Genomic DNA, 19,288 nt, shown 5'->3' on the forward strand with positions numbered 1-19,288 from the left:
GCTATTGGACCCAGCCGGTGTAGCGCTGCGCGACGCGATGACCGCCGTTCGCCGGGGCGGCCCGGCCGGCGGGCTCCGACGGCCGCAGTGCGGCGGACGCGGCACGCACGAGCCACGCGTTGACCGAACGGCCTTGCGCGGCCGCGGCCTCTTCGACGCGTGCCTTGAGCTGCTCCGGCAGCCGGAAGTTGATCCGGGCCGTCGCTCCCTCTTCGTCCGGCAGCACCGGCTCCGGGGGCTCCGGCACCGAAGCCGTGACGGGCCCGGCCGCCTCGACCGTGGGAACCGTGACGGCGAAACTGGCTTCCCCGGCACGCAGCCGGACCTCGACCGAACCGGGCGCGAGGTCCCGTGTGATCTCGTCCGACGCGGCGGACAACGCGTCCAGCAGCGCGAGACGGATGGCCGACGCGAGCGGCGCGGTCAGTCGTTCGGCGAGGGCGCTCGCCTCGGCTCCACCCGCCTCGGCGGCGACGGCGAGTTCCCGGCGAACGTTGTCCACAAAGGGCGTCAAATCCATGATGCCATCATGGCACCACGATGGCGCCACCGCAAGTGCCAGTTGGCGCCACATGGTGCCAAAGTGGCGTTTGAGCAGCTCAGGGCCCTGAAGGTGGCGCCTGTTGTCCCCAATGTCGCATTCGAGACGCTCAGCGACTCAGAGACGACATTGGGAACAAGGACCGGGGTTGCTCCACCGACGGGCACGAGAGCCCCTTCTTCGGCGCTTCCCCGCACAGGTGCGGAGACGGGAGCCGCCAGTCACCGCACCAGATCGACGGCGCCGAGCGATTCACCGGCTCGGGCGCCTTGCGCGCCGAAGCCGATACGGCGCCCACTCCGTCCCGGAAACGCTTCAGCTCTTGGCCGAGATGGCGCCAATCCGCCAGATTGGTGAGAGAGAAGTACAGCTGTGTCGTCATGTCGTGGAAATCGAACTTCACGTCCGTTCCCGGATAGACAAGGGTGTCTTCCTTGGCTTTCTCACGAAGTTCGCCGTAGACCTTCGCGGCCCCCCGCCCGTGCAACGCAACGGTGACCGCGCCGAGAAGGAGAACCCTGCGAACACTCATACGCTGCGGGTCCGTTTCTCTCGAACGACAGCGGAGACGGAAGTGCCCATTCGGCCATTCTCCGCTGGCGGGGAAACCAGGACCCGGTCGAATACGTTGCCGCTGCTTTTCCGGCGGACGAGAATGCCAGGAGCCGCACAAAAAAGGGAGCGACCCACTGTCGGTGTGGGGGTCACCGAAGTAGGTCGCTACCCGATACCACCGTACAAGAAGCCCGCTGGAGCAAGCGGGCAAGGCTTTCTGTCCTGGCGGCTCTTGACAATCGAGGATCCACAGTGGACACGAATCCCTTCCGGCCGCCACCGGCAAGAGAGGTACGCAGGCGAGCGGTCCGGGTGAGCGTATGCGCGCTCGACCCCATCACGAAGGCCGGAATGGCCGACCTCCTCGAGGCACGGGCGTCGGTGCAGGTGGTCGACGGCCGGGCGCGCTTCGAAACCGAGGTCGTCGTCGCCGCCTTCGACCGGCTTTCGCCCGACGCGGTCACCGAGTTGCGTGGCGTCACCGCCGAACTCGGCAAACCGATCGTGCTGGTGACCGACCGGATCGAGGAAGGCGGGCTCGCGGTCGCGGTCGAGTGCCGGGTGGTCGCCATCCTGCCGAGGTCGGCGGCGACCGACAACCGGGTCGCCGACAGCGTCCGTTTCGCCGCGTCAGGTGGGGTGAGCCCGCCGTCCGACCTGCTCGCCAGGCTGACCGAGCACGCGGAGCGGCTCCACCGGGAGATACTCGAGCCGAGCGAGCCCGCCGGTGCCGGTCTTTCCTCGCGTGAGATCGACGTCCTGCGCCTGATGGCCGACGGGCTCGACACCCAGGAGATCGCCGCCGAACTGTCCTATTCGGAGCGGACGGTGAAGAACATCATCTACGCCGTCACCGACCGGCTGCGCCTGCGGAACCGGTCGCACGCGGTGGCCTACGCGATACGCGAGGGGGTCATCTGAGAACGCGCGTCAGATGAGGCCCTCACGGAGCGCGTACGCCACGACATGTGTGCGGTTGCGCAGGCCGAACCGGCTGAGCAGGCCGTGGAGGATGTTCTTCACGGTCCGGTCGGAGTAGGCCACCCGCCGGGCGATCTCACCGGTGTCGTAGCCCTCCGCGAGCAGCCGGAGCACTTCGGTCTCGCGGGGTGACAGTCCGCTGAGCGTGAGTTCGCGCGGCTCGAGAACTTCCTTGTGCAGCCGCGAAATCCCGCGGAGCAGGCTGCCGAGCTGGTCGGCTGGCAGATCGCCTCGACCGGCGTGGGCGTCGAAAACCGCGCGCAGCAGCCTTCCGGGGGTCGCCTCGGAACGCGCGACGACGACGGCGAGCCCGCGTTCCACCGCGGCCCACAGCTCGGCCTGGTTGGGCTCGTCGGCGACCAGCACCAGCCGGGCGGGCCCGGCCGGGATCCGGTGCGGGTCGTTCCCCGCGACCGCGACGAGGACGTCGGCCGATCCCGGGTCGTCCCGCAGCGCGATGCCTTGGCCGGCACCGAGCGCGCTGCGCAAGCCCGCTCGAACGAGCGGGTCGCCGGCGTACACGGCGACCTGGATCTCCCGTCGCTCCTCGGTCCGGACGACCGGCCGGAGGGGCGTCGTCATGATCGTCGACATGCCTTCCAGATAACCGGCTGCGGAGAAGGCGGGACAAGCGGAAGCAGGGGGCAGCTTTTCGCCACCGGAAGCCTGCCGGTTGAATGGACCGCGGTGGAGCCGGTGGAGGAGAACGAGAAGCGGTCGGTGTTCGGCAAGCTCCTGCTCGAACACCGGCGAGCCGCGGGCTGGACGCAGGAACGGCTGGCCGAGGCCTCCGGGCTCAGCGTCCGTGCCCTGCGCGAGCTGGAACGCGGCCGCGCGCGAGCGGCCCAGCAGCGCTCCGCCGAAGTGCTCGCGGACGCGCTCGGCCTGACCGGCGGCGACCGGGAGTTCTTCCTGACCGTCGCCAAACAGGGACGGCGCCGGAATCCGGCGCTGGCCGCCCACGTCGCGGCGACCTGCGCGCTGCCCGCGCCCCTCACGGATCTGTCCGGCCGGGAAAGCGAGCTGGAACAGCTGTCCGTGAAGATCACCGAGGGTGGCGGCGTGGTCGCGATCGTCGGGCAGGCCGGGGTCGGGAAGACCGCGCTCGCGGTGACGGCGGCGGACCGGTGGCGCACGGATTACCCGGATGGCTGCTTCGCCGTCGACCTGCGGGGGATGGACGAAGAACCCGTGAGCGCCCGAACCGCGCTCGACCGGCTGCTGCGCGCGCTGGACGTCGCACCAGGGCAGGTACCCGCCTCCGAAGGTGATCGGTCCGCGTTGCTGCGGATGCTGCTCGAAGGCCGGAAGATCCTGCTGCTGCTCGACAACGCCGCCGACGAGGCGCAGGTCCGGCCGCTGCTGGTCACCGGGCCCGGTTGCCTCACCCTGATCACCTGCCGCCGCACGCTCGCCGGGCTCGAAGGCGCCCGCTGGCTGAGTCTCGAACCGCTTTCGGACGGTGGCGCGACCGGTCTGCTCGCCAAGATCGTCGGCGAGGACCGCGTCCGCGCGGAGCCCGCCGCCGCGCGGGAACTCGTCGAGCTGTGCGGGTATCTGCCGCTCGCGGTCCGGATCGCGGGCAACCGGCTCGCCACCCGGCCGCAGTGGTCACTCGCCCAGCTGGCCGACCGGCTGCGCGACGAAAGCACCCGGTTGCGCGCGCTCGCGGCGGGCGATCTGCAACTGCGTTCGGCGTTCGACCTGTCCTATCGCGGGGTTTCGGCGGGGGCACGGCGGCTCTTCCGGCGGCTGGCGACCGTGCCGGGCGCCGACTTCGGCCTCGAACTCGCGGCCGTCGTGTCCGGCGCCTCCGACGCCGACGTCCGCGAGCACCTCGACGAACTCTTCGACGCCAGTCTCGTTCAGTCCACGGCCGTGCCGGAACGCCACCAGTTCCATGACCTGATCCGCCTGTTCGCCGAGGAACGGTTCGAGGCGGAAGAAGACCCTGCGGCGCGCGACACCGTGCTCGCCCATCTGCTCGACAAGGCGGCCGAGGCGGCGCGGCTGTTCTATCCCAAGGCACCGGAGTCCGGGCGCTTCGGCTCGCGGGACGAGAACGCGCGCTGGCTGGACGTCGAAGGCGACAACTGGGTCGCCGCGCAGCGAGTGGCGGCGCGGAAGGGCTGGCACCGGGAGGTCAGCGGCCTCGCCGTCGCGCTGCACTGGTACTCCGACGGGCGGAGCGGGCAGCGGCCGTGGTGGGAGATCTTCTCCCTCGGCGCGGCCGCGGCGAACGCGCTCGGCAACGCCGCGGACGAGGCCAAGCTGCTCAACTTCGTCGGCTGGGCCAGCAGTGTCTGTTTCAACGACGACGAAGGTGCCGTCGAGGCGCACCGCCGCGCACTGGACATCGCCACCCGGATCGGCGACCGCACCCAGCAAACGTGGGCGTCCATCTACCTCGGCCAGGTGCTGCGCTACGTCGGGCGGGAAGCCGAAGCGTTCGAATACGCGGAACGCGGATACGAATCGGCGGGCGAACTGCCGTTCTGGGACGGACAGAGCTCGGCCCGGAACGTCTACGGGCACACACTTCTCGCGGCCGGGCGGCATTCCGAAGCGCTCGCCGTCCACCGCGCCGTCCTCGCCGACGCCGAACGGCTGGCCGACGAGACGTACCCCGGTCTCTACCGGATGCTGAGAGCGCTGGCCCTGCGTGCCATCGGCGACGTACTCGCGGATCTCGCCGAATGGCGGGAAGCGGCGGGCTACTACCGCACCAGCCGGTGGCTTTCGTGGGAAGGCGGCTTCGGCGTCATGGAAGCGATCTGCGCGCTTCGCGAAGGGCGGGCGTGGCGGGAAGCGGGCGCCTTCGAGGAGGCCAGGGAGTGCCTCACGCTGGCCGTCGAACTCTCCTCCGCGCCGGCGTTCAGCGCGAGGCGGAAACAGGCGCTGGCGGAACTGGCGCTGCTGCCTTCTTCGTAAGTGGACGGCTGCCTGACCGCCCGGTGGCCGTGTCGCGAAAGCCACTTTCGGGACATCAGACGTCCCGAAAGTGGCTTTCGCGACACCCCACTCACGAGACCGATTTGGGGTGCCGATCCGACCAAGGCGCCGCTTCTTCGAGCTGAGCGGCGAGCCGGATGAGGACGTCCTCCCGGTTCTGGGCGGCGACGAGCTGGACGCCGATCGGCAGTCCCTCGGCGTTCCAGCACAACGGCAAGGAGATCGCGGGCTGTCCGGTGATGTTGAACGGCGCCGTGAACGCCGCGCCGACCGCGATTCCGGCGGCCAGTTCCTCGGGGGACTTCGCGTCCGGGGCCAGTTCGCCGAGTTCGGCGGGCGGCGCGGGCGAGGTCGGGGTGAGGAGGACGTCCAGTTCGTCCTCCCAGAGCGCCGCCACACCGCGGGCCCATCGCTGCGACGAGAGAGAGGCGGCGACCCACTGCACGGCGGTGACCGATCGGCCCGCTTCGGCGAGCATCGCGTTCATCGGTTCCAGGACGGACGAGGGCAACTGTTCGCCGAGGCGCTCGGACCAGGCGTCGAGTTCCCAGGTGACCACGGCCGCGAGCAGCGCGGGCATGGTGTCGAACATGCCGGGCGCGTCCAGTGCGGCCGCCGCGCTGGGAGTGACCTGGTGGCCAAGAGATTCGAGCACACGGGCGGTCCGCTCGACCGCGGCGACGCAGTCGGCGTGCGCGGTTTCGCAGGTGCCCGGCGCGGTGATCCGGAATCCGATCCGCAGGCTGCCGGGATCGGCGCCGACCTCTGTCCGATAAGGACGGTCCGGAGGCGGTGCGCGGTAAGGGTCTCCTGGCGCGGCACCCGCCGTGACGTCGAGCACCGCCGCCGTGTCCCGGACCGACCGGGTGAGGACGTGTTCGTGGGTGACCTGGCCCCAGTATTCGCCGAACTCCGGCCCGAGGCTGGTCCGCGCGCGGGTCGGCTTCAGCCCGACCAGCCCGCAGGCGGCCGCGGGGATCCGGATCGAGCCCGCCATGTCGTTGCCGTGGGCGACGGGGACCATGCCCGCGGCCACCGCGGCGGCCGACCCGCCACTCGACCCGCCGGGCGACCGCGCCAGGTCCCATGGGTTCCGCGTCGCGCCTTGTGCGAGGGGTTCGGTGGTGATGCTCGTCGCCAGTTCCGGCGTGTTCGTCCTGCCGCAGAACAGGAAACCCGCGTCCCGCAGCCGCGCGGCGAGATAGGAGTCCGACGGCGCCCGCCAATCCCGGTCCCGCAGAACCCGCATGCCGCCGTACACCGGATCGCCCGCGGTGTGACAGAGGAAGTCCTTCAGCAGCATCGGCACGCCACGGAACGGTCCTTGCCCGCGCGCCGTCACCGCCTCGCGCCGCGCCTGCTCGAACCGCGTACTGACCACGGCGTTGAGTTCGCCGTCGAGCTTTTCGATGCGCGCGATCGCCGCGTCCAGCAGCTCCAGCGGTGACACCTGTCCCCGGCGGACCAGTTCCGCCTGCGCCGTCGCGTCCAGCCAGGTGAAATCATCGCCAGCCATCCGGCACGCCCTCCCCCGCTCAGAGATCCAACGACGTCATTGTCGATCACCCGCGGCCGGGCTTCCGGCGATTCCAGTGGATCAGGGCGGTTCGCGCAACGGATCATGCCCCTTCGATTCCTCATCGCCGGGAGCTGCAACTAAGCTTCGGGCCGACGGAGGCGGGAGGGCCGATGACGAACGCGGACGGGCAGAGCCCGCGGGAACGTTACCGCGACCAGGTGCGCGCGGAGATCAAGCAGCGCGCGTGGGAGCAGATCGCCACCGCCGGGGTCCCCGCGCTGTCGCTCAACGCGATCGCCAAACAGGTGGGCATGAGCGGCCCGGCGCTGTACCGGTACTTCGCCAGTCGCGACGACCTCATCACCGCGCTCATCCGCGACGCCTACCGAAGCCTCGCCGACACCGTCCGTGCGGCGTTCGACTCCGGTGCCGATCTGTCCGGGCTCGCCGTCACCATCCGGGACTGGGCACGGAGCGACCCTCAGCGCTACTTCCTCATCTACGGCACGCCCGTCCCCGGCTATCACGCGCCCGACGACACCACCGCCATCTCGCGCGAAGTCATGGCGGTGCTGCTGGAGGCGTGCCACAGGATCACCGTGGACAAGCCGGAAACCCCGTTCGACGAGCATCTGGACAGCCACCGCGAGTGGGCGGGCGACCATCCCGCCACCTCCGCGACCCTGCACCGCGCGCTCACCTTCTGGACCCGCCTGCACGGCGTGCTGTCGCTCGAACTCGCCGGTCAGTTCACCGGTATGAAGTTCGACCCCGATCTGCTGATCGCGGACGAGATGGACGACCTCACGACGCGGTGACCGGCCTTTTCCCGAGACCGATCACGTTCGCACTGAACCTTTCACGTACTTCGGGCGTCTTGCCCTGTGACGCCGCCGTCATCCGTGGGAAGCAGGATCTCCGCAGTTGACATACAACGTTGTAACGTTATAGCTTCTAAGTAAAGCGAGAGCCAATTACAGGCAGAGGGATCGGCCGCCACCGACGGCAGCCGTCCGATCCTCCTGCCCGATTCCGGGTTTCCGAACGCTTCGGGAGGGGGCTTCGATCATGAACCGCGGAGGGAAGAGCACCAGAGGACTCGATCGTGTCCGGGTCGCCGTACACGCCCCGGATCTACTGGCAGGACTCGGCACGACGAGCATTCTCGGTGCCGACGAGCGACTGAAAGTACTGTCCGAGACCGACCTCGGGCTGGCCGAGGTGATCGTGACGGTCGGGGATTCGATCGGCGACGGGGTTTTCACGTTCCTGCGCCAGGTTCGTGCCGCGTCGACGCTCAAGGCGCCACCCCGGTGCGTGATCGTCACCGACCATTTCCCGGTCCAGGTCCTGATGACGGCGATCGAATGCGGCATGGCCGCGTTGCTGCCACGACGCGACCTCGACAGCGAGCACCTGGTGCGGACGATTCTCGCGGTCAGCCAGGGAGCCGGCGCCCTGCCGCCCCGTTTGCAGGGCAGCCTGCTTTCCCAGCTCGAGCGCATCCAGGAAGATCTGCTGGCGCCCAACGGTCTCGCCCTGTCCGGACTGTCCGACCGGGAACGGGAAGTCCTCCGCCTGCTGGCCGACGGCCACGGTACGGAGGAGATCGCGGCCAAGCTCGCCTACTCCGAAAGCACAGTGAAGAACGTGCTCCATCGGGTGATGACACGCTACGGGCTCCACAACCGCACACACGCTGTCGCCTACGCACTGCGCACCGGCTCGATCTGAACGCGAGATCCGCCTCCAAGCACGCGAGTCACGCCTCCAAGCACGCGAGTCACGTCTCCGAGCACGCGAGTTCGGCGAACGGGGTCACCGTGCTTGCCCATGTACGACCGGCTTGAGCACCTCCTCGCACCACTGACGGAAGCTCGTCGGCGTCGTTGCCTCCGGGGTCCGCGGCTCGGCGTTGTCGAGGCCCGCTTCCTTGGCGGCCATCATGTCGACCAGGGCCCCTCGACCGGTCCGCCCGCCGCCGTGGTGCCCTACGGTCCGGTCTCGGATCTGACACAGATCCTCAAACTGGTCGAACTGGGCAGCGTCGTCTGTTTCCTGCCCGTGTCGGTGGCGGATCGCTACCGCAGGCCGGGCATCGCGTATCTGCCCGTCGACCATCTGGAGCCCACGACACTCGCCGTGATGTGGCCGCAGGATTCCCGTTCACCGGCCGTCGCCGCCTTCGTCCGCGCGGCCACCACGGTGGTGACGTCCCTTTACGCCCTCGGTCAGCGGAGCTGAACGCGGCTCAGCACCCGGTCCACGACGTCGGGAAGCGGCTGATCCTCCGGACCTTCCAGCCACAGCACGTTCCCGGTCCGCAAGGTGGCGAGGAAGGTCGCCGCGGTGAGCCTGGCCAGCTCCTGATCGAGGCCGTGGCCCCGGGCGAGCAGCACCGCGATCAGGTCACGTTCGAGCGCGATCTGGTCGCCTGCCTGCCGCGCGAGCAGCGACGGATGCCGCCGCAGCAGCCGTAGCTGCGCCACCCATTCGCGATCGGGGACGGGATGCGCCCGGTACAGCTCCCGGCACGCCGCGCGCAGCGCCTGCCACGGTTTCTCACCCGGCGGCCTGCCTTCGACCAGCGACACCAGCAGCCCGGTCCGCTCACGGTCGGCGTGCAGGATCGCGTCTTCCTTGTTCGCGAAGTAGTTCGAGAACGTCCGCCGGGACACCCCCACCGCGTCGGCGATGTCCTCGACCGTCACGCCGTCGAGACCGTGCTCCATCGCCAGCCGAAGCGCGGCCTCGTGCAGCGATTGCCGCGTCGCCGCCTTCTTGCGGGTGCGGAGCGTGTCGAGGGTGTCCACCAGGACAGCGTAGCGAGGGGAATAAAGTTCTCACTGTGCAAGTTTGCACAATGGGCAATAATTGCCGGGAACGCTCGAAGGGACGCCATGAAGACCGATGGAACGACGGTGGCGGCGCCGTCCGGCGCGATGGGGCACCGCCAGGTGCTCGAGTCGCTGTCCGGACTGCTGCTCGCGCTGCTCGTGGCGATGATCAGCTCGACGGTCGTGTCGACCGCCCTGCCGTTGATCATCGGCTCGCTGAACGGCTCGCAGACGCAGTACACGTGGGTGGTCACGGCCACCCTGCTGGCGGCGACGGCCACCACCCCGATCTGGGGCAAGCTCGCCGACCTGTTCAACAAGAAGACGCTGGTCCAGATCGCGATCGTGATCTTCGTGATCGGGTCGATGATCAGCGGGTTCAGCCAGAACACCGGACAGCTGATCGCCGCCCGCGCGTTCCAGGGCATCGGCGTCGGCGGCTTGCAGGCGCTGGTCCAGGTCGTGATCGCGGCGATCATCCCGCCGCGTGAACGCGGCCGTTACAACGGCTACCTCGGCGCCGTCATGGCGGTCGCGACGGTCGGCGGTCCCCTGCTCGGCGGCCTGATCGTGGACGTGCCGTGGCTGGGCTGGCGCTGGTGCTTCTTCGTCGGCGTGCCGATCGCGGTGGCGGCCTTCATCGTGTTGCAGCGGACCCTGAAGCTCGAAACCGTGCGCCGCGAGAACGTCAAGGTCGACTACCTCGGCGCCGGTCTCATCGCGGCGGGCGTGAGTGTCCTGCTGATCTGGGTCTCGTTCGTCGGCAACACCTTCGACTGGCTGTCGTGGCAGACGGCCGTCATGGTGGCGGGTGGCGTCGTGCTCCTCGCGCTCGCGCTGATGGTGGAACGGAAGGTCCGCGAACCCGTCGTCCCACTGCACATCATCACCCAGCGCACCCCCGCGCTGGCGATCGTCGCGAGCCTCGCGGTCGGCATGGCGATGTTCGGCGGCGCGGTGTTCCTCGGCCAGTACTTCCAGGTCGGGCGCGGCTACTCCCCCACCGAGGCCGGTCTGCTGACCATCCCGCTGATGGCGGGTGTGCTCGTTTCCTCGACCGTGTCCGGGCGGCTGATCAGCCGCACCGGCCGGATCAAGCCGTACATCGTGGCGGGCACCATCACCCTGGTGATCGGTTTCCTCGGACTGGGCACCGTCGACCACGCGTCGCCGCTGTGGCTGGTCGGCATCGCGATGGCGATCGTCGGCATCGGCGTCGGTATGACGATGCAGAACCTCGTGCTGGCCGTGCAGAACACCGTGCCGTTGCGGGATCTGGGCGCGGCGAGCGCTTCGGTCACGTTCTTCCGGTCGCTCGGCGGCACCATCGGGGTCTCGGTGCTGGGCGCGGTGCTCGCGAACCGCGTCACCGCCGACCTGTCCACCGCACTGCACGTGCCGGCGGGCCAGGCGTCGACGGGAAGCGTCAGCGCGCTGAACCTCAAGGCGCTGCCGCCGGAGGTGCAGACGATCGTGCACACCGTGTACGGCGACGCGACCGCGCACATCTTCCTGATCTCCGCGGCGGTGGGCGTCGTGGGCGTGATCGCGGCACTGCTGCTCAAACCGCTCACCCTGCGCACCACCCTCGACGTGGAGACGAAGACGGAAACCCCGGCGTCCGACCCGGTCGCGGGATGAGCACACCTGGGGCTTTCGAGTCCACTGTGGAGCGTTTCGGCCCGCCCCGGAGGAATTCGGGGCGGGCCATCCTGGCCGGGGTCGACGGCTCCGACACGGCGATGCGGGCGGCCGCCTTCGCCTTCGGAATGGCACGACGCGAAGGCGGCAGGCTGATCGTCGCCTTCGTCGTATCCCGCACCGCACTGACGAACCTCGGGCCGGCGGTCGCGACGACTGTGGAGCACGACACGACACTTCAGCTGTACGCCGAACTTCGCGAGCAGATCCGGGAGGCGGCCGACGAACTGGAAGTGCCGGTCAGTTTCCTGAAGACCTACGGCGATCCGTACACCGCGCTCCGCGACACCGCCGACCGCAGCCAGGTCGACACGGTGGTGGTCGGCGCGTCACAGAAGGCGGGACACCGGTTCGCGGGGTCGGTCGCGACGAAGCTCATCAAGACCGGGCACTGGCCGGTGCTCGTCGTTCCCTGAAGACCAGCTCCGTGACGGCCTGCCGCCCAGGAACGAAACGGCCCCGGCCACCACGACGACGAGCGCGCATCCCGCCAGCTGCACCGGGGTCGGCCACTGACCGAGCAGGGCGGCCCCGAAGAGGATCGCGGCGGCGGGTTGCAGCATGAGCACGGCGGATCCGCCGCTCGCCGGGAGCGCGGACAGGGCCTTGCCGATCAGCAGCCAGCCGATCACCTGCCCGGTCACGGCCAGTACGAGCAGCCACAGCAGCGCCGAAGCCGTCGGCGTGACGTCGAGGTTTCCCGCCACCAGCCCGGACAGGCCGCCCACACTCGCGGAGGCCGCGGTCGCCGTCGCGAGCATCGTCGTGCGGCCGCCGCCCTCGGTTCCGGCGCGGCGCAACAGAATGAGGTAACCGGCGTAGGCGACCCCCGCCAGCACCGCCATGACGGTGCCGTACCAGGGATCGCTGCCCGCGGCCCCGCCGTCCGCCAGTCCGCCCGCCAAGGCCGTCCCCGCCAGCATGAGCGGGATCGACAGCCAGAAGAGCCGCGACGGCCGTTCCCCGAACCACAGCAGTCCGGCCAGCGGGACCAGCACGACCTGGACGTTGACCAGCGCCGTGGCGACACCCGCGCCGACGGACAGGATCGCTTCGCTCCACAGCACCATGTCGATCCCGAGCAGGACGCCTGCCAGGATGTGCCGTCCGCGCGCGACCAGGCTCGGGCGGTGTCCTCGTTCCCGCGTCCGCGCCAGCACGACGAGGATCGGCAACGCGAACAGACAGCGGAAGAACGTCGCCGTCGTCGAGCTCACGCCGGACAGCGCGACGAGCGGGGCGGACAGGGCGATCGCGAGGGCGCCGAGCACTCCCTGCGCGCGAGGACCGGCGAGAATTCCGTGGTGGGCCATGGGTTCGATTCGACCGTACGGCGACGGGGAGGACCAGCGAGATCCTCTTACCACGACGGTTAAGCTCGGCTAATGAGTGGCGAACTGTCCAATGTGGAGCGGCTGCGGATGCTGCACGCGGTGTGGCGGCGGGGATCGCTCGCCGCGGCGGCCGAACTGCTGCACGTGACGCCGTCGGCGATCTCCCAGCAGCTGACCAAACTGGAACGGGAAGCGGGCACCGAACTCCTCGTGCGGCACGGTCGCGGCGTCCGGCTGACCCCGGCGGGACTACTGCTCGCGCAACGTTCGGACCGGGTCCTCGCCGAACTCCGGGCGGCGCGCGCCGATCTGGACTCCCTCACCGGCGAGATGACCGGCGTCGTCGAGATCGGCGCCATCCCGTCCGGGGTGCACACGTTCATCACCCCCGCGCTCACCGGCCTCGCCGTCCGCCACCCCGGTATCGAAGCCCGGCTGCACGAGGTCGAACCGGAAGAGGCCCTGCCCGCGCTCGCCGACGGCGTCTTCGACGTCGTGGTCGTCGAGAGCTGGGAGAACCTGCCGCTCACCCGGCCGCCCAAGACTCGCTGGACCGTCCTGCGCGACGACTCGGCGATGATCGTGCTCCCGGCCGGGCACCCGCTGGCCGGCGCGGACTCGGTGCCCGCCGAAGACCTGGCGGACGAGATCTGGGTCGCCTGGGCGCGGCCAACCCTGGCGAACACCTGGCTCCGCCAGACCCTGCGCGAGCGCGGCATCGAACCGACGGTGCGGCACACGGTCAGCGGCTTCGGCACCCAGTTCGCCGTCGTCGCCGGGCTCGGCGCTGTCACGCTGGTGCCGAGCATGGCCACCACCATCGCGCCGCCGACCGTGGTGTGCACCGCGCTCGAACCCGCCCTGCACCGGCAGCTCTACGCCGTACAGCCTCAGGGCGAAACCCGGCCCGCCGTCGCCGAATGCGTCACGGCGATGGTCGAGTCCGCTCGCGCCTGGGGTGGCTGAGCGGTCACCGTTTCCGGTGCCGCCCTTGTCCGCCTGAAGTACATGAAGGCCCCCTTCCTTGCGCCTAGGTACAGGAAGGGGTCCTTCATGTACTTGGGCCTCAGCCGCGACCGCAGAGGGCGTGGTCGATCACCGGGTCCATTGGGTTCCCCTCCGGCAGTTCGGCGCCGGGGTTGTACGGCGTACGGGTGTTCAGCGACACCATCACGCTGCGCTTGCCGTCCTCGGTGACGCCGTTGCCCGTCAGGTAGCCGGGCAGCGCACCGCCGTGGCCCCAGTAGTCGCCGCACGAGCTGCTCTGCCGCGTGAGACCCAGTCCGTACGCCCCGAGGCCCGGCGCGGGCACGGTCTTCTTCATTTCAGCCAGCAACGCGGGGGCCAGCACCTTGCCACCCAACAGCGCCTGGAGGAATTTGTTGCCGTCCTCGGTGGTGCTGTTGATCGAACCGTCCGCACCCCCGCCCGCCGACGGATTCATCAGCGTGACGTCCACGCGCCGTCCGAGCTGAGGCGGGTTCGAGCCGTCCACGACGAACCGGTCGTAGCCCCGGGCGTGCGGGGCGGGGATGAACGGCGACGTGTAGGGCAGTGAGGTTTCCCGCAGGCCCAGCGGGCGGATGATCCGCTCGGTGATCTCCTTCTGCCAGTCCCTGCCGGTCACCTTCTCGGTCACCATCCCGGCGAGGACGTAGTTGGTGTTGGAGTAACCCCAGCTCGTCCCCGGCGCGAACTCCGGCGCCTTCCCGACCGCCAGCTTCACCGCCTCGGACGCGCTGAGCTTGTCGAAGCGATGGCGCAGAAAGCCTTCCTCGGTGAAGATATCGAGCTCCGCCATGTAGTCGTGCAGGCCGCTGGTGTGCTGCAACAACTGCCGGACGGTGATCGTGCGGCCGTCGTTGCCGTTGCCGCTCACCACGCCGGGCAACCACCGGTCCACCTTGTCCTCCAAGGAAAGCCTGCCCTCGCCGACAAGCTGGAGCATCGTCGCCGACAGGAAGGTCTTGCTGAAGCTGGCGATCCGGAAGTGCCCGTTCCACGGTACCGGGGTCTTGGCCCGCAGATCGCCATGGCCGCTGCGCACCTTGACGCTGCCCTTGGCCGTGCTCAGCTCCACGAGAACTCCCGGCGAACCTCCCGCCACGAGCGCGTCGGCGTCACGCTGAAGAGTTCGCCGCACCGGGTCTTGCGCTTGTGGCGTCGCGGACGCGACCGTCGGGGAAACGAGCGTAGCCGCGCAAAATACGGCGATGACCGCTGAAGTTCGTTTCATATCGGCAAAACTACGAAGCATCGCTACCCACTGGCATCGGCTTCAAGGACCACACCCAGCTACCTCCAAGGTATTAGCCAGGCTCAGGGTTCACCCTGGGACGAGATCCATCCGGAGGAATCCGGTGATGCGGAGCAGCTTCGGCGGACGGGTCACGGTACTGGGCAGGTCGTCCTCTCCGACGAGCCGCGGGGCGGCGAGTTCCACCTCCTTCCCGTCGATCCGGAGCCGCGCTCCCCGTGCCGCCAGCACGTTCCGCACCCAGTCCGATTCCGGGCCGTACACCAGGACGAACAGGTAGCCGCCGTCGACAGGATGCGCGTCGAGCGGCGTGCGGTAGGTCGTTCCCGAGGTGCGGCCGACGTGGATCAGCACCGGGTACTTCCCTCCCGCGATCGCACGGGGGTTGAACACCCGTTTGTTGAGGTGTCCCCACCATCTCGGCATCGGCATCGAACTCTCCTCTCGATAGCCTTACGCTCGTAAGGCTGACTTACGCCTGTAAGGTTGTCAATATGCCGCCTCGCCGCTCGCTCACCAGGGAACGCGTAGTGCAGGCCGCGATCCAGGTCGCGGATCGCGGTGGCGTGGAGGCGATGACGATGCGGCGGGTGGCGCAGCACCTCGGCGTGGAGGCCATGTCCCTGTACCACCACGTGCCGAACAAGGACGCGATCCTCGACGGCGCCGTCGACGCGGTCTTCGCGGCGATCGAGCTGCCCGACGCGGGAAACGACGATTGGCGCGAGGCGATCCGCGCACGCGCTGTGTCCGCACGCACGGTTCTGTCGCGGCACAGCTGGGCTCTGGGGCTCATGGATTCCCGCCGTAATCCGGGAAAGGCGACGCTACGCCACCACGACGCCGTCCTGGGAGTCCTGCGGCGAGCGGGTTTTTCACTCCCGATGGCCGTGCACGCCGTCTCGCTCATCGACAGCTACATCGGCGGGTTCGTCCTCCAGGAGTCGAACCTCCCGGCGAGCACCCGGAAGGACGTCGAACAGGTGGCGGGCGATCTCCTCGAACACCTGCCACCGGACGAATTCCCTTATCTCACCGAGGTGATCGCAGACCACGCCCTGCGGCCGGGCTACGACCACACGAGCGAATTCGCCTACGGCCTCGACCTCATCCTGGACGGCCTCGAAGCCCGCCGGAAGTGACTCAAAGCGTCATACCCGGCATCACCAGCGCCAGCCGGGCCACCGGTGGCAACGGCGCTTGTTCCGGCGCGGCTTGGAAAGCCTGGATCACGAACGCGGCGAACCGCCGGGACGCGGCGACCTGCGCGGCGGGCGAACTGGCTTGGATCCCGTTGTTGGCCATGAGCATGAGGACCAGGTCGTCGAGGACGAAGTCGGAGCGCAGTTTCCCGGCGTCCTTGGCCCGGCCCGCCAGTTCGGCGATCGCCTTGAGCGCGTAGTCGCGGTCCGCGGTGAAATCCACCGCCCTGGGGAAGGTCGACACGAAGGCCGCGGTGAAACCCCGATCGCGTGAGTGCAGCTCGCAGATTCTCTCGATCACGGAACAGAAGCCATGCCAGGGATCCGGGTCGGCGAGCCCCTCGTCGACGACGTCGTGGCACACCCGCATCTGGTCGGCGAAGGCCTCCGTCGCCAGGATCTCCTTGGTCGGGAAGTGCCGGTACAGGGTGGCGGGGCCGACATCGGCACGCCGCGCGACCTCCCTCAGCGGCACGTTCAGGCCTTCGGTGGCGAACAGCGCGCGAGCCGCTTCGAGGATGCGTTCGCGGTTGTCTAGGGCGTCGGAGCGCGGGATCCGAGACAAACGACTGGTCACCACTCTCACTTTAGCGAAACGGACGGGGGCGTCCGTTAGCGTCCGCCTGGCCGAAGATCAACGACAAGGGAGACGAAATGCGAGCAGTTGAGATCCGGAAGTTCGGTGCACCAGAAGGCCTGGCGGTCATCGACCTTCCCGCCCCCGTTCCCGCCGCGGGCGAAGTGCTGATCGACGTCGAAGCGATCGGCGTCGGCGGTGTCGACACCGTGATCCGGAGCGGCGCGCTCGCCGGCTTCGGTTTCCAGGAAGGACATATTCCCGGCAATGAGGTGGCGGGCACCGTCACGTCGGTCGGCGACGGCGTCGACCCGGCCTGGACCGGGCGGCGTGTCTGGGCGTTCACCGGTGAGAGCGGCGGCTACGTCGAGCGGACGACCGCCTCCGCCGAGAAGATCGTGCCCCTCCCCGAAAACCTGTCCACCGCCGACGCGGTGGCCATCGGGACTTCCGGCATGGTGGCCCATTTCGCCCTCGCCCATGCCCACTTCGCTCCCGGCGAGTCGGTGCTGGTGCGCGGGGCGGCGGGCAGCATCGGGATCATGACGGTGCAGCTCGCGGCGGCCGGTGGCGCGAGCGCCGTGGCGGTCACGACGTCGTCCGCCGAACGCGGCGACCGGCTGCGCGCACTGGGCGCGACCCACGTACTCGACCGCTCCGGAGACGGCGACGGTCCCGCGGGATACGACGTCGTCATCGACGTCGTCGCCGGTGCGGACCTGCCGTCCTTCTTCGACAAACTCACTCCGAACGGCCGCATGGTGACCGTCGGCGTGGTCGCGGGCATGCCACCGGTGGACTTCAGCGCGAAGGTGATGGCGTCGTTCCGGAAGTCCCTGTCGTTCGCGGCCTTCAGCGCGGACTCGGTGCCCGAAGCCGATCGACGGACGGTGGTGGCGGCGCAGTTCTCCGCCGCGGCCCGCGGCGAACTGCGCGCGGTGGTCCATGAACTGCTGCCACTGGAGAAAGCCGTGCTGGCGCACCGGAAGATGGACGACGGCGAGGTGGTCGGCCGGATCGTGCTGACTCCGTAGCGGGTCCTTTGTGGAGCGGGCGTCCGGCTCCGATGAGGACACTGCTTCACCCGGTCAGTGCAACTTTCCCCGCCGCAAGCGATCCTCGCACTAGGCTGCGCTCTCGTGCCCGATCCGATGCCTGGCTTCACCGCGGTCGACCTACGGCCGCTCGCCGGCGGTGAGGGCACGAGCGCCTACTGCGTGAACGACGCCGGGGTGATCATGGGCGAGTCGGGGTCGCGGCCGGTGCGCTGGGATCGTGAAGGCCGCCCCACTCCCTTGCCGATCGTCGACGGCTATTCCGGCGGCCGTGCCGTCAGCGGCAACTCCGCGGGTGTCATCGCCGGCACGCTCTACACCGGCGAAAGTCTCCGGCCCGTGTGCTGGAAACCCGACGGCCGGGTGCACGTGCTCGAACTCCCCACCGGCATGCTCTCCGGCACGGCGAGCCGGGTGAACGAACGCGGGTCGATACTGGGGAACGCGATGCGGCCGGGCTACCGCTGGCGGGCGTTGCGCTGGGAACCCGGCGGCGAAGCGGTGGAACTCGACACCCTGCCCGGCGATGGCGAGACCCAGGGGCACGATCTGAACGGGCTGGACGAGGTCGTCGGCTCCGCCAAGGACGGCACGGGTGCGCGGACCGCCGTGCGCTGGACCCCCTCGGGGCGGATCTGCAAACTGCCGCCGCCCCGCCGCGCGACCGCCTGCGGTATCACCGACTCCGGCGCCATCCTCGGCGACGGCGTCGTATGGGACCGCGACCGGGGAACCACTCTGCTGACCGGCGAACCGGAGTTCACCGCGGGGCAGGTCGTCCGGATCACCGGACAGGGTGTCGCCATCGGCTGGGGCGTGACCCCGGACCGGCGCGACACCTGCGCGCGGTGGGATCGCGACGGGCGGCCGACCGTGCTCCGGCCGCTGCCCTCGGACGTCGCCAGTACGTGTTTCGACATCGATGACGCGGGGACGGTCGTCGGCGAGTCCGTGAGCCACGGAACCGTGCGGCCCGTCCGCTGGGACGTCGACGCGACACCGTTCCCGCTCCCGTCTCCTCGCGGCCTCAACGCGATCGTGGCCCAGCACATCAACGCGAGCGGCGCCGTCATCATCGGCTACGGCTATGCCCCGGACAGCTCAACTTATCGCGGGATCGCCTGGCACCGCTCGTGAAGACGACGGTTCGTCAGGCCGTCACGAGATCGATCGATCGCCGCATCGCGTCGTCGAGTGGAATCCCCTTGCGCACGGCCGTTTGAGCGGCGGCGAAGACGGCACCGGTGACGGCGCCGACGAGCGCCGCGGCGTCGATCTCGTCCAGTTCGCCGTCGCAGGCCTGGCACAGCGCGGCCGAAAGCCGCTGCTGAGCGTCGAACGCCCGCTGTAGTGCCGTCGCGCGCAAGGACGGCACCGACGTGATCAGCTCCAGGCGGATTCGCTCCGGCTCGGCCGCCGGGTCGCGGATCCCGGCCCCCGCCTCGGCCAGCATCCTGTGCATCGCGCGCCGCAGAAGCCCCGCCACCGCCTCGCCGTCCTCGCGCGCCGCGAGCACGTCGAGCCCGGCGCGCAGGATGTGCTCGCCGTCGTCGGTGAGGAGGAGGTCTTCCTTCGTCGCGAAGTGATTGAAGAACGTCGCGGTGGACACCTCGGCGGCCGCGGCGATCTCGGCGGTGGTCGTCCGGTCGTAACCCTGCTGCTCGAAGAGCCGGTACGCCGTCTCGATCAACGCCTTCCTGGTGCGCCACTTCTTCCGTTCCCGCAAGCCCACCGGTTCGGTCATGGGCTCAGCGTACTGGATCCGCACCACAATTAC

21 protein-coding genes are annotated in these 19,288 nt (G+C 69.4%); 11 read left to right on the plus strand and 10 right to left on the minus strand.

Annotated features, from left to right (window positions below; translation table 11 throughout):
* Nucleotide 1: 1 nt before the first annotated feature.
* Both ACLARN_RS20630 and ACLARN_RS20635 read right to left on the minus strand, forming a co-directional pair.
* The gene (locus ACLARN_RS20630; RefSeq protein WP_409493064.1) at nucleotides 2-520 is read right to left on the minus strand and encodes a toxin-antitoxin system HicB family antitoxin; all 519 of its coding nucleotides are present in this window, start codon (nucleotides 518-520) and stop codon (nucleotides 2-4) included.
* A 130-nt stretch (nucleotides 521-650) separates the two neighbouring features.
* Nucleotides 651-1,073, minus strand: a complete 423-nt coding sequence (locus ACLARN_RS20635; protein WP_409493065.1) for a hypothetical protein — start codon at nucleotides 1,071-1,073, stop codon at nucleotides 651-653.
* 374 nt (nucleotides 1,074-1,447) lie between these two features.
* Here ACLARN_RS20635 and ACLARN_RS20640 point away from each other — a divergent pair, with 374 nt between their 5' ends.
* Complete coding sequence (locus ACLARN_RS20640) at nucleotides 1,448-2,017, plus strand: response regulator transcription factor (RefSeq protein ID WP_409493160.1); 570 nt, start codon at nucleotides 1,448-1,450, stop codon at nucleotides 2,015-2,017.
* A 9-nt stretch (nucleotides 2,018-2,026) separates the two neighbouring features.
* On the opposite strand, the gene ACLARN_RS20645 is transcribed toward ACLARN_RS20640, so the two are convergent.
* Complete coding sequence (locus ACLARN_RS20645) at nucleotides 2,027-2,659, minus strand: response regulator transcription factor (RefSeq protein WP_409493066.1); 633 nt, start codon at nucleotides 2,657-2,659, stop codon at nucleotides 2,027-2,029.
* A 114-nt stretch (nucleotides 2,660-2,773) separates the two neighbouring features.
* Between ACLARN_RS20645 and ACLARN_RS20650 the strand changes: the two genes are divergently transcribed.
* The gene (locus ACLARN_RS20650; RefSeq protein WP_409493067.1) at nucleotides 2,774-5,008 is read left to right on the plus strand and encodes an ATP-binding protein; all 2,235 of its coding nucleotides are present in this window, start codon (nucleotides 2,774-2,776) and stop codon (nucleotides 5,006-5,008) included.
* 91 nt (nucleotides 5,009-5,099) lie between these two features.
* On the opposite strand, the gene ACLARN_RS20655 is transcribed toward ACLARN_RS20650, so the two are convergent.
* Nucleotides 5,100-6,545, minus strand: a complete 1,446-nt coding sequence (locus ACLARN_RS20655) for an amidase (RefSeq protein WP_409493068.1) — start codon at nucleotides 6,543-6,545, stop codon at nucleotides 5,100-5,102.
* Between the two features lie 173 nt (nucleotides 6,546-6,718).
* Here ACLARN_RS20655 and ACLARN_RS20660 point away from each other — a divergent pair, with 173 nt between their 5' ends.
* The 3 genes from ACLARN_RS20660 to ACLARN_RS20670 all read left to right on the plus strand — a co-directional run bounded on the left by ACLARN_RS20660 (nucleotide 6,719) and on the right by ACLARN_RS20670 (nucleotide 8,792).
* Entirely contained in the window at nucleotides 6,719-7,366 is a 648-nt protein-coding gene (locus tag ACLARN_RS20660; RefSeq protein ID WP_409493069.1) for a TetR/AcrR family transcriptional regulator, read from the plus strand.
* Between the two features lie 250 nt (nucleotides 7,367-7,616).
* Nucleotides 7,617-8,282 carry a helix-turn-helix transcriptional regulator gene (locus ACLARN_RS20665; protein WP_409493070.1) on the plus strand — a complete coding sequence of 222 codons (666 nt, stop codon included), beginning with the start codon at nucleotides 7,617-7,619 and terminating at the stop codon, nucleotides 8,280-8,282.
* Between the two features lie 99 nt (nucleotides 8,283-8,381).
* Entirely contained in the window at nucleotides 8,382-8,792 is a 411-nt protein-coding gene (locus ACLARN_RS20670; RefSeq protein WP_409493071.1) for a LysR substrate-binding domain-containing protein, read from the plus strand.
* Here the strand turns inward: ACLARN_RS20670 and ACLARN_RS20675 are convergent.
* A complete protein-coding gene (locus tag ACLARN_RS20675) occupies nucleotides 8,780-9,361 on the minus strand; it encodes a TetR/AcrR family transcriptional regulator (protein WP_409493072.1) in 582 nt (193 codons plus the stop codon). The genes ACLARN_RS20670 and ACLARN_RS20675 overlap by 13 nt on opposite strands.
* Nucleotides 9,362-9,448: 87 nt before the next feature.
* Between ACLARN_RS20675 and ACLARN_RS20680 the strand changes: the two genes are divergently transcribed.
* Both ACLARN_RS20680 and ACLARN_RS20685 read left to right on the plus strand, forming a co-directional pair.
* Nucleotides 9,449-11,026: an MDR family MFS transporter gene (locus tag ACLARN_RS20680; protein ID WP_409493073.1), complete on the plus strand. Its 1,578-nt coding sequence runs from the start codon at nucleotides 9,449-9,451 to the stop codon at nucleotides 11,024-11,026.
* Nucleotides 11,023-11,502 carry a universal stress protein gene (locus ACLARN_RS20685; protein ID WP_409493074.1) on the plus strand — a complete coding sequence of 160 codons (480 nt, stop codon included), beginning with the start codon at nucleotides 11,023-11,025 and terminating at the stop codon, nucleotides 11,500-11,502. The genes ACLARN_RS20680 and ACLARN_RS20685 overlap by 4 nt, the downstream gene beginning before the upstream one ends.
* Here the strand turns inward: ACLARN_RS20685 and ACLARN_RS20690 are convergent.
* Nucleotides 11,416-12,399, minus strand: a complete 984-nt coding sequence (locus tag ACLARN_RS20690) for a DMT family transporter (protein ID WP_409493075.1) — start codon at nucleotides 12,397-12,399, stop codon at nucleotides 11,416-11,418. The two genes, ACLARN_RS20685 and ACLARN_RS20690, sit on opposite strands and share 87 nt — an antisense overlap.
* Nucleotides 12,400-12,471: 72 nt before the next feature.
* On the opposite strand from ACLARN_RS20690, the gene ACLARN_RS20695 reads away from it, so the two are divergent.
* Nucleotides 12,472-13,386, plus strand: a complete 915-nt coding sequence (locus ACLARN_RS20695) for a LysR family transcriptional regulator (protein WP_409493076.1) — start codon at nucleotides 12,472-12,474, stop codon at nucleotides 13,384-13,386.
* Nucleotides 13,387-13,486: 100 nt separating this feature from the next.
* Here ACLARN_RS20695 and ACLARN_RS20700 read toward each other — a convergent pair whose 3' ends face one another.
* Nucleotides 13,487-14,656, minus strand: a complete 1,170-nt coding sequence (locus ACLARN_RS20700; RefSeq protein ID WP_409493077.1) for a serine hydrolase domain-containing protein — start codon at nucleotides 14,654-14,656, stop codon at nucleotides 13,487-13,489.
* A 90-nt stretch (nucleotides 14,657-14,746) separates the two neighbouring features.
* A complete protein-coding gene (locus tag ACLARN_RS20705; RefSeq protein WP_409493078.1) occupies nucleotides 14,747-15,109 on the minus strand; it encodes a nitroreductase family deazaflavin-dependent oxidoreductase in 363 nt (120 codons plus the stop codon).
* Between the two features lie 62 nt (nucleotides 15,110-15,171).
* Here ACLARN_RS20705 and ACLARN_RS20710 point away from each other — a divergent pair, with 62 nt between their 5' ends.
* Nucleotides 15,172-15,819 carry a TetR/AcrR family transcriptional regulator gene (locus ACLARN_RS20710; RefSeq protein ID WP_409493079.1) on the plus strand — a complete coding sequence of 216 codons (648 nt, stop codon included), beginning with the start codon at nucleotides 15,172-15,174 and terminating at the stop codon, nucleotides 15,817-15,819.
* A 1-nt stretch (nucleotide 15,820) separates the two neighbouring features.
* Here the strand turns inward: ACLARN_RS20710 and ACLARN_RS20715 are convergent, their stop codons facing one another.
* The gene (locus ACLARN_RS20715) at nucleotides 15,821-16,456 is read right to left on the minus strand and encodes a TetR/AcrR family transcriptional regulator (protein ID WP_409493080.1); all 636 of its coding nucleotides are present in this window, start codon (nucleotides 16,454-16,456) and stop codon (nucleotides 15,821-15,823) included.
* Between the two features lie 77 nt (nucleotides 16,457-16,533).
* On the opposite strand from ACLARN_RS20715, the gene ACLARN_RS20720 reads away from it, so the two are divergent.
* Both ACLARN_RS20720 and ACLARN_RS20725 read left to right on the plus strand, forming a co-directional pair.
* A complete protein-coding gene (locus ACLARN_RS20720; protein WP_409493081.1) occupies nucleotides 16,534-17,490 on the plus strand; it encodes a zinc-binding dehydrogenase in 957 nt (318 codons plus the stop codon).
* A gap of 105 nt (nucleotides 17,491-17,595) precedes the next feature.
* Nucleotides 17,596-18,648, plus strand: coding sequence for a hypothetical protein (locus tag ACLARN_RS20725; RefSeq protein ID WP_409493082.1), 1,053 nt, complete (start codon nucleotides 17,596-17,598; stop codon nucleotides 18,646-18,648).
* A gap of 13 nt (nucleotides 18,649-18,661) precedes the next feature.
* Here ACLARN_RS20725 and ACLARN_RS20730 read toward each other — a convergent pair whose 3' ends face one another.
* Nucleotides 18,662-19,255, minus strand: coding sequence for a TetR/AcrR family transcriptional regulator (locus tag ACLARN_RS20730; RefSeq protein WP_409493083.1), 594 nt, complete (start codon nucleotides 19,253-19,255; stop codon nucleotides 18,662-18,664).
* Nucleotides 19,256-19,288: the final 33 nt, after the last annotated feature.

This window comes from Amycolatopsis sp. cmx-11-12 (genome assembly GCF_046269425.1).
In the GTDB taxonomy this organism is placed as follows: domain Bacteria; phylum Actinomycetota; class Actinomycetes; order Mycobacteriales; family Pseudonocardiaceae; genus Amycolatopsis.

Coding starts and splice junctions, on each gene's coding strand:
- ACLARN_RS20680 (WP_409493073.1), top strand. CDS start 9,449: ATGAAGACCGATGGAACGACGGTGGCGGCGCCGTCCGGCGCGATGGGG.
- ACLARN_RS20640 (WP_409493160.1), top strand. CDS start 1,448: ATGGCCGACCTCCTCGAGGCACGGGCGTCGGTGCAGGTGGTCGACGGC.
- ACLARN_RS20710 (WP_409493079.1), top strand. CDS start 15,172: ATGCCGCCTCGCCGCTCGCTCACCAGGGAACGCGTAGTGCAGGCCGCG.
- ACLARN_RS20700 (WP_409493077.1), bottom strand. CDS start 14,656: ATGAAACGAACTTCAGCGGTCATCGCCGTATTTTGCGCGGCTACGCTC.
- ACLARN_RS20630 (WP_409493064.1), bottom strand. CDS start 520: ATGGATTTGACGCCCTTTGTGGACAACGTTCGCCGGGAACTCGCCGTC.
- ACLARN_RS20720 (WP_409493081.1), top strand. CDS start 16,534: ATGCGAGCAGTTGAGATCCGGAAGTTCGGTGCACCAGAAGGCCTGGCG.
- ACLARN_RS20655 (WP_409493068.1), bottom strand. CDS start 6,545: ATGGCTGGCGATGATTTCACCTGGCTGGACGCGACGGCGCAGGCGGAA.
- ACLARN_RS20665 (WP_409493070.1), top strand. CDS start 7,617: ATGAACCGCGGAGGGAAGAGCACCAGAGGACTCGATCGTGTCCGGGTC.
- ACLARN_RS20645 (WP_409493066.1), bottom strand. CDS start 2,659: ATGACGACGCCCCTCCGGCCGGTCGTCCGGACCGAGGAGCGACGGGAG.
- ACLARN_RS20730 (WP_409493083.1), bottom strand. CDS start 19,255: ATGACCGAACCGGTGGGCTTGCGGGAACGGAAGAAGTGGCGCACCAGG.
- ACLARN_RS20660 (WP_409493069.1), top strand. CDS start 6,719: ATGACGAACGCGGACGGGCAGAGCCCGCGGGAACGTTACCGCGACCAG.
- ACLARN_RS20685 (WP_409493074.1), top strand. CDS start 11,023: ATGAGCACACCTGGGGCTTTCGAGTCCACTGTGGAGCGTTTCGGCCCG.
- ACLARN_RS20695 (WP_409493076.1), top strand. CDS start 12,472: ATGAGTGGCGAACTGTCCAATGTGGAGCGGCTGCGGATGCTGCACGCG.
- ACLARN_RS20635 (WP_409493065.1), bottom strand. CDS start 1,073: ATGAGTGTTCGCAGGGTTCTCCTTCTCGGCGCGGTCACCGTTGCGTTG.
- ACLARN_RS20670 (WP_409493071.1), top strand. CDS start 8,382: ATGTACGACCGGCTTGAGCACCTCCTCGCACCACTGACGGAAGCTCGT.
- ACLARN_RS20705 (WP_409493078.1), bottom strand. CDS start 15,109: ATGCCGATGCCGAGATGGTGGGGACACCTCAACAAACGGGTGTTCAAC.
- ACLARN_RS20690 (WP_409493075.1), bottom strand. CDS start 12,399: ATGGCCCACCACGGAATTCTCGCCGGTCCTCGCGCGCAGGGAGTGCTC.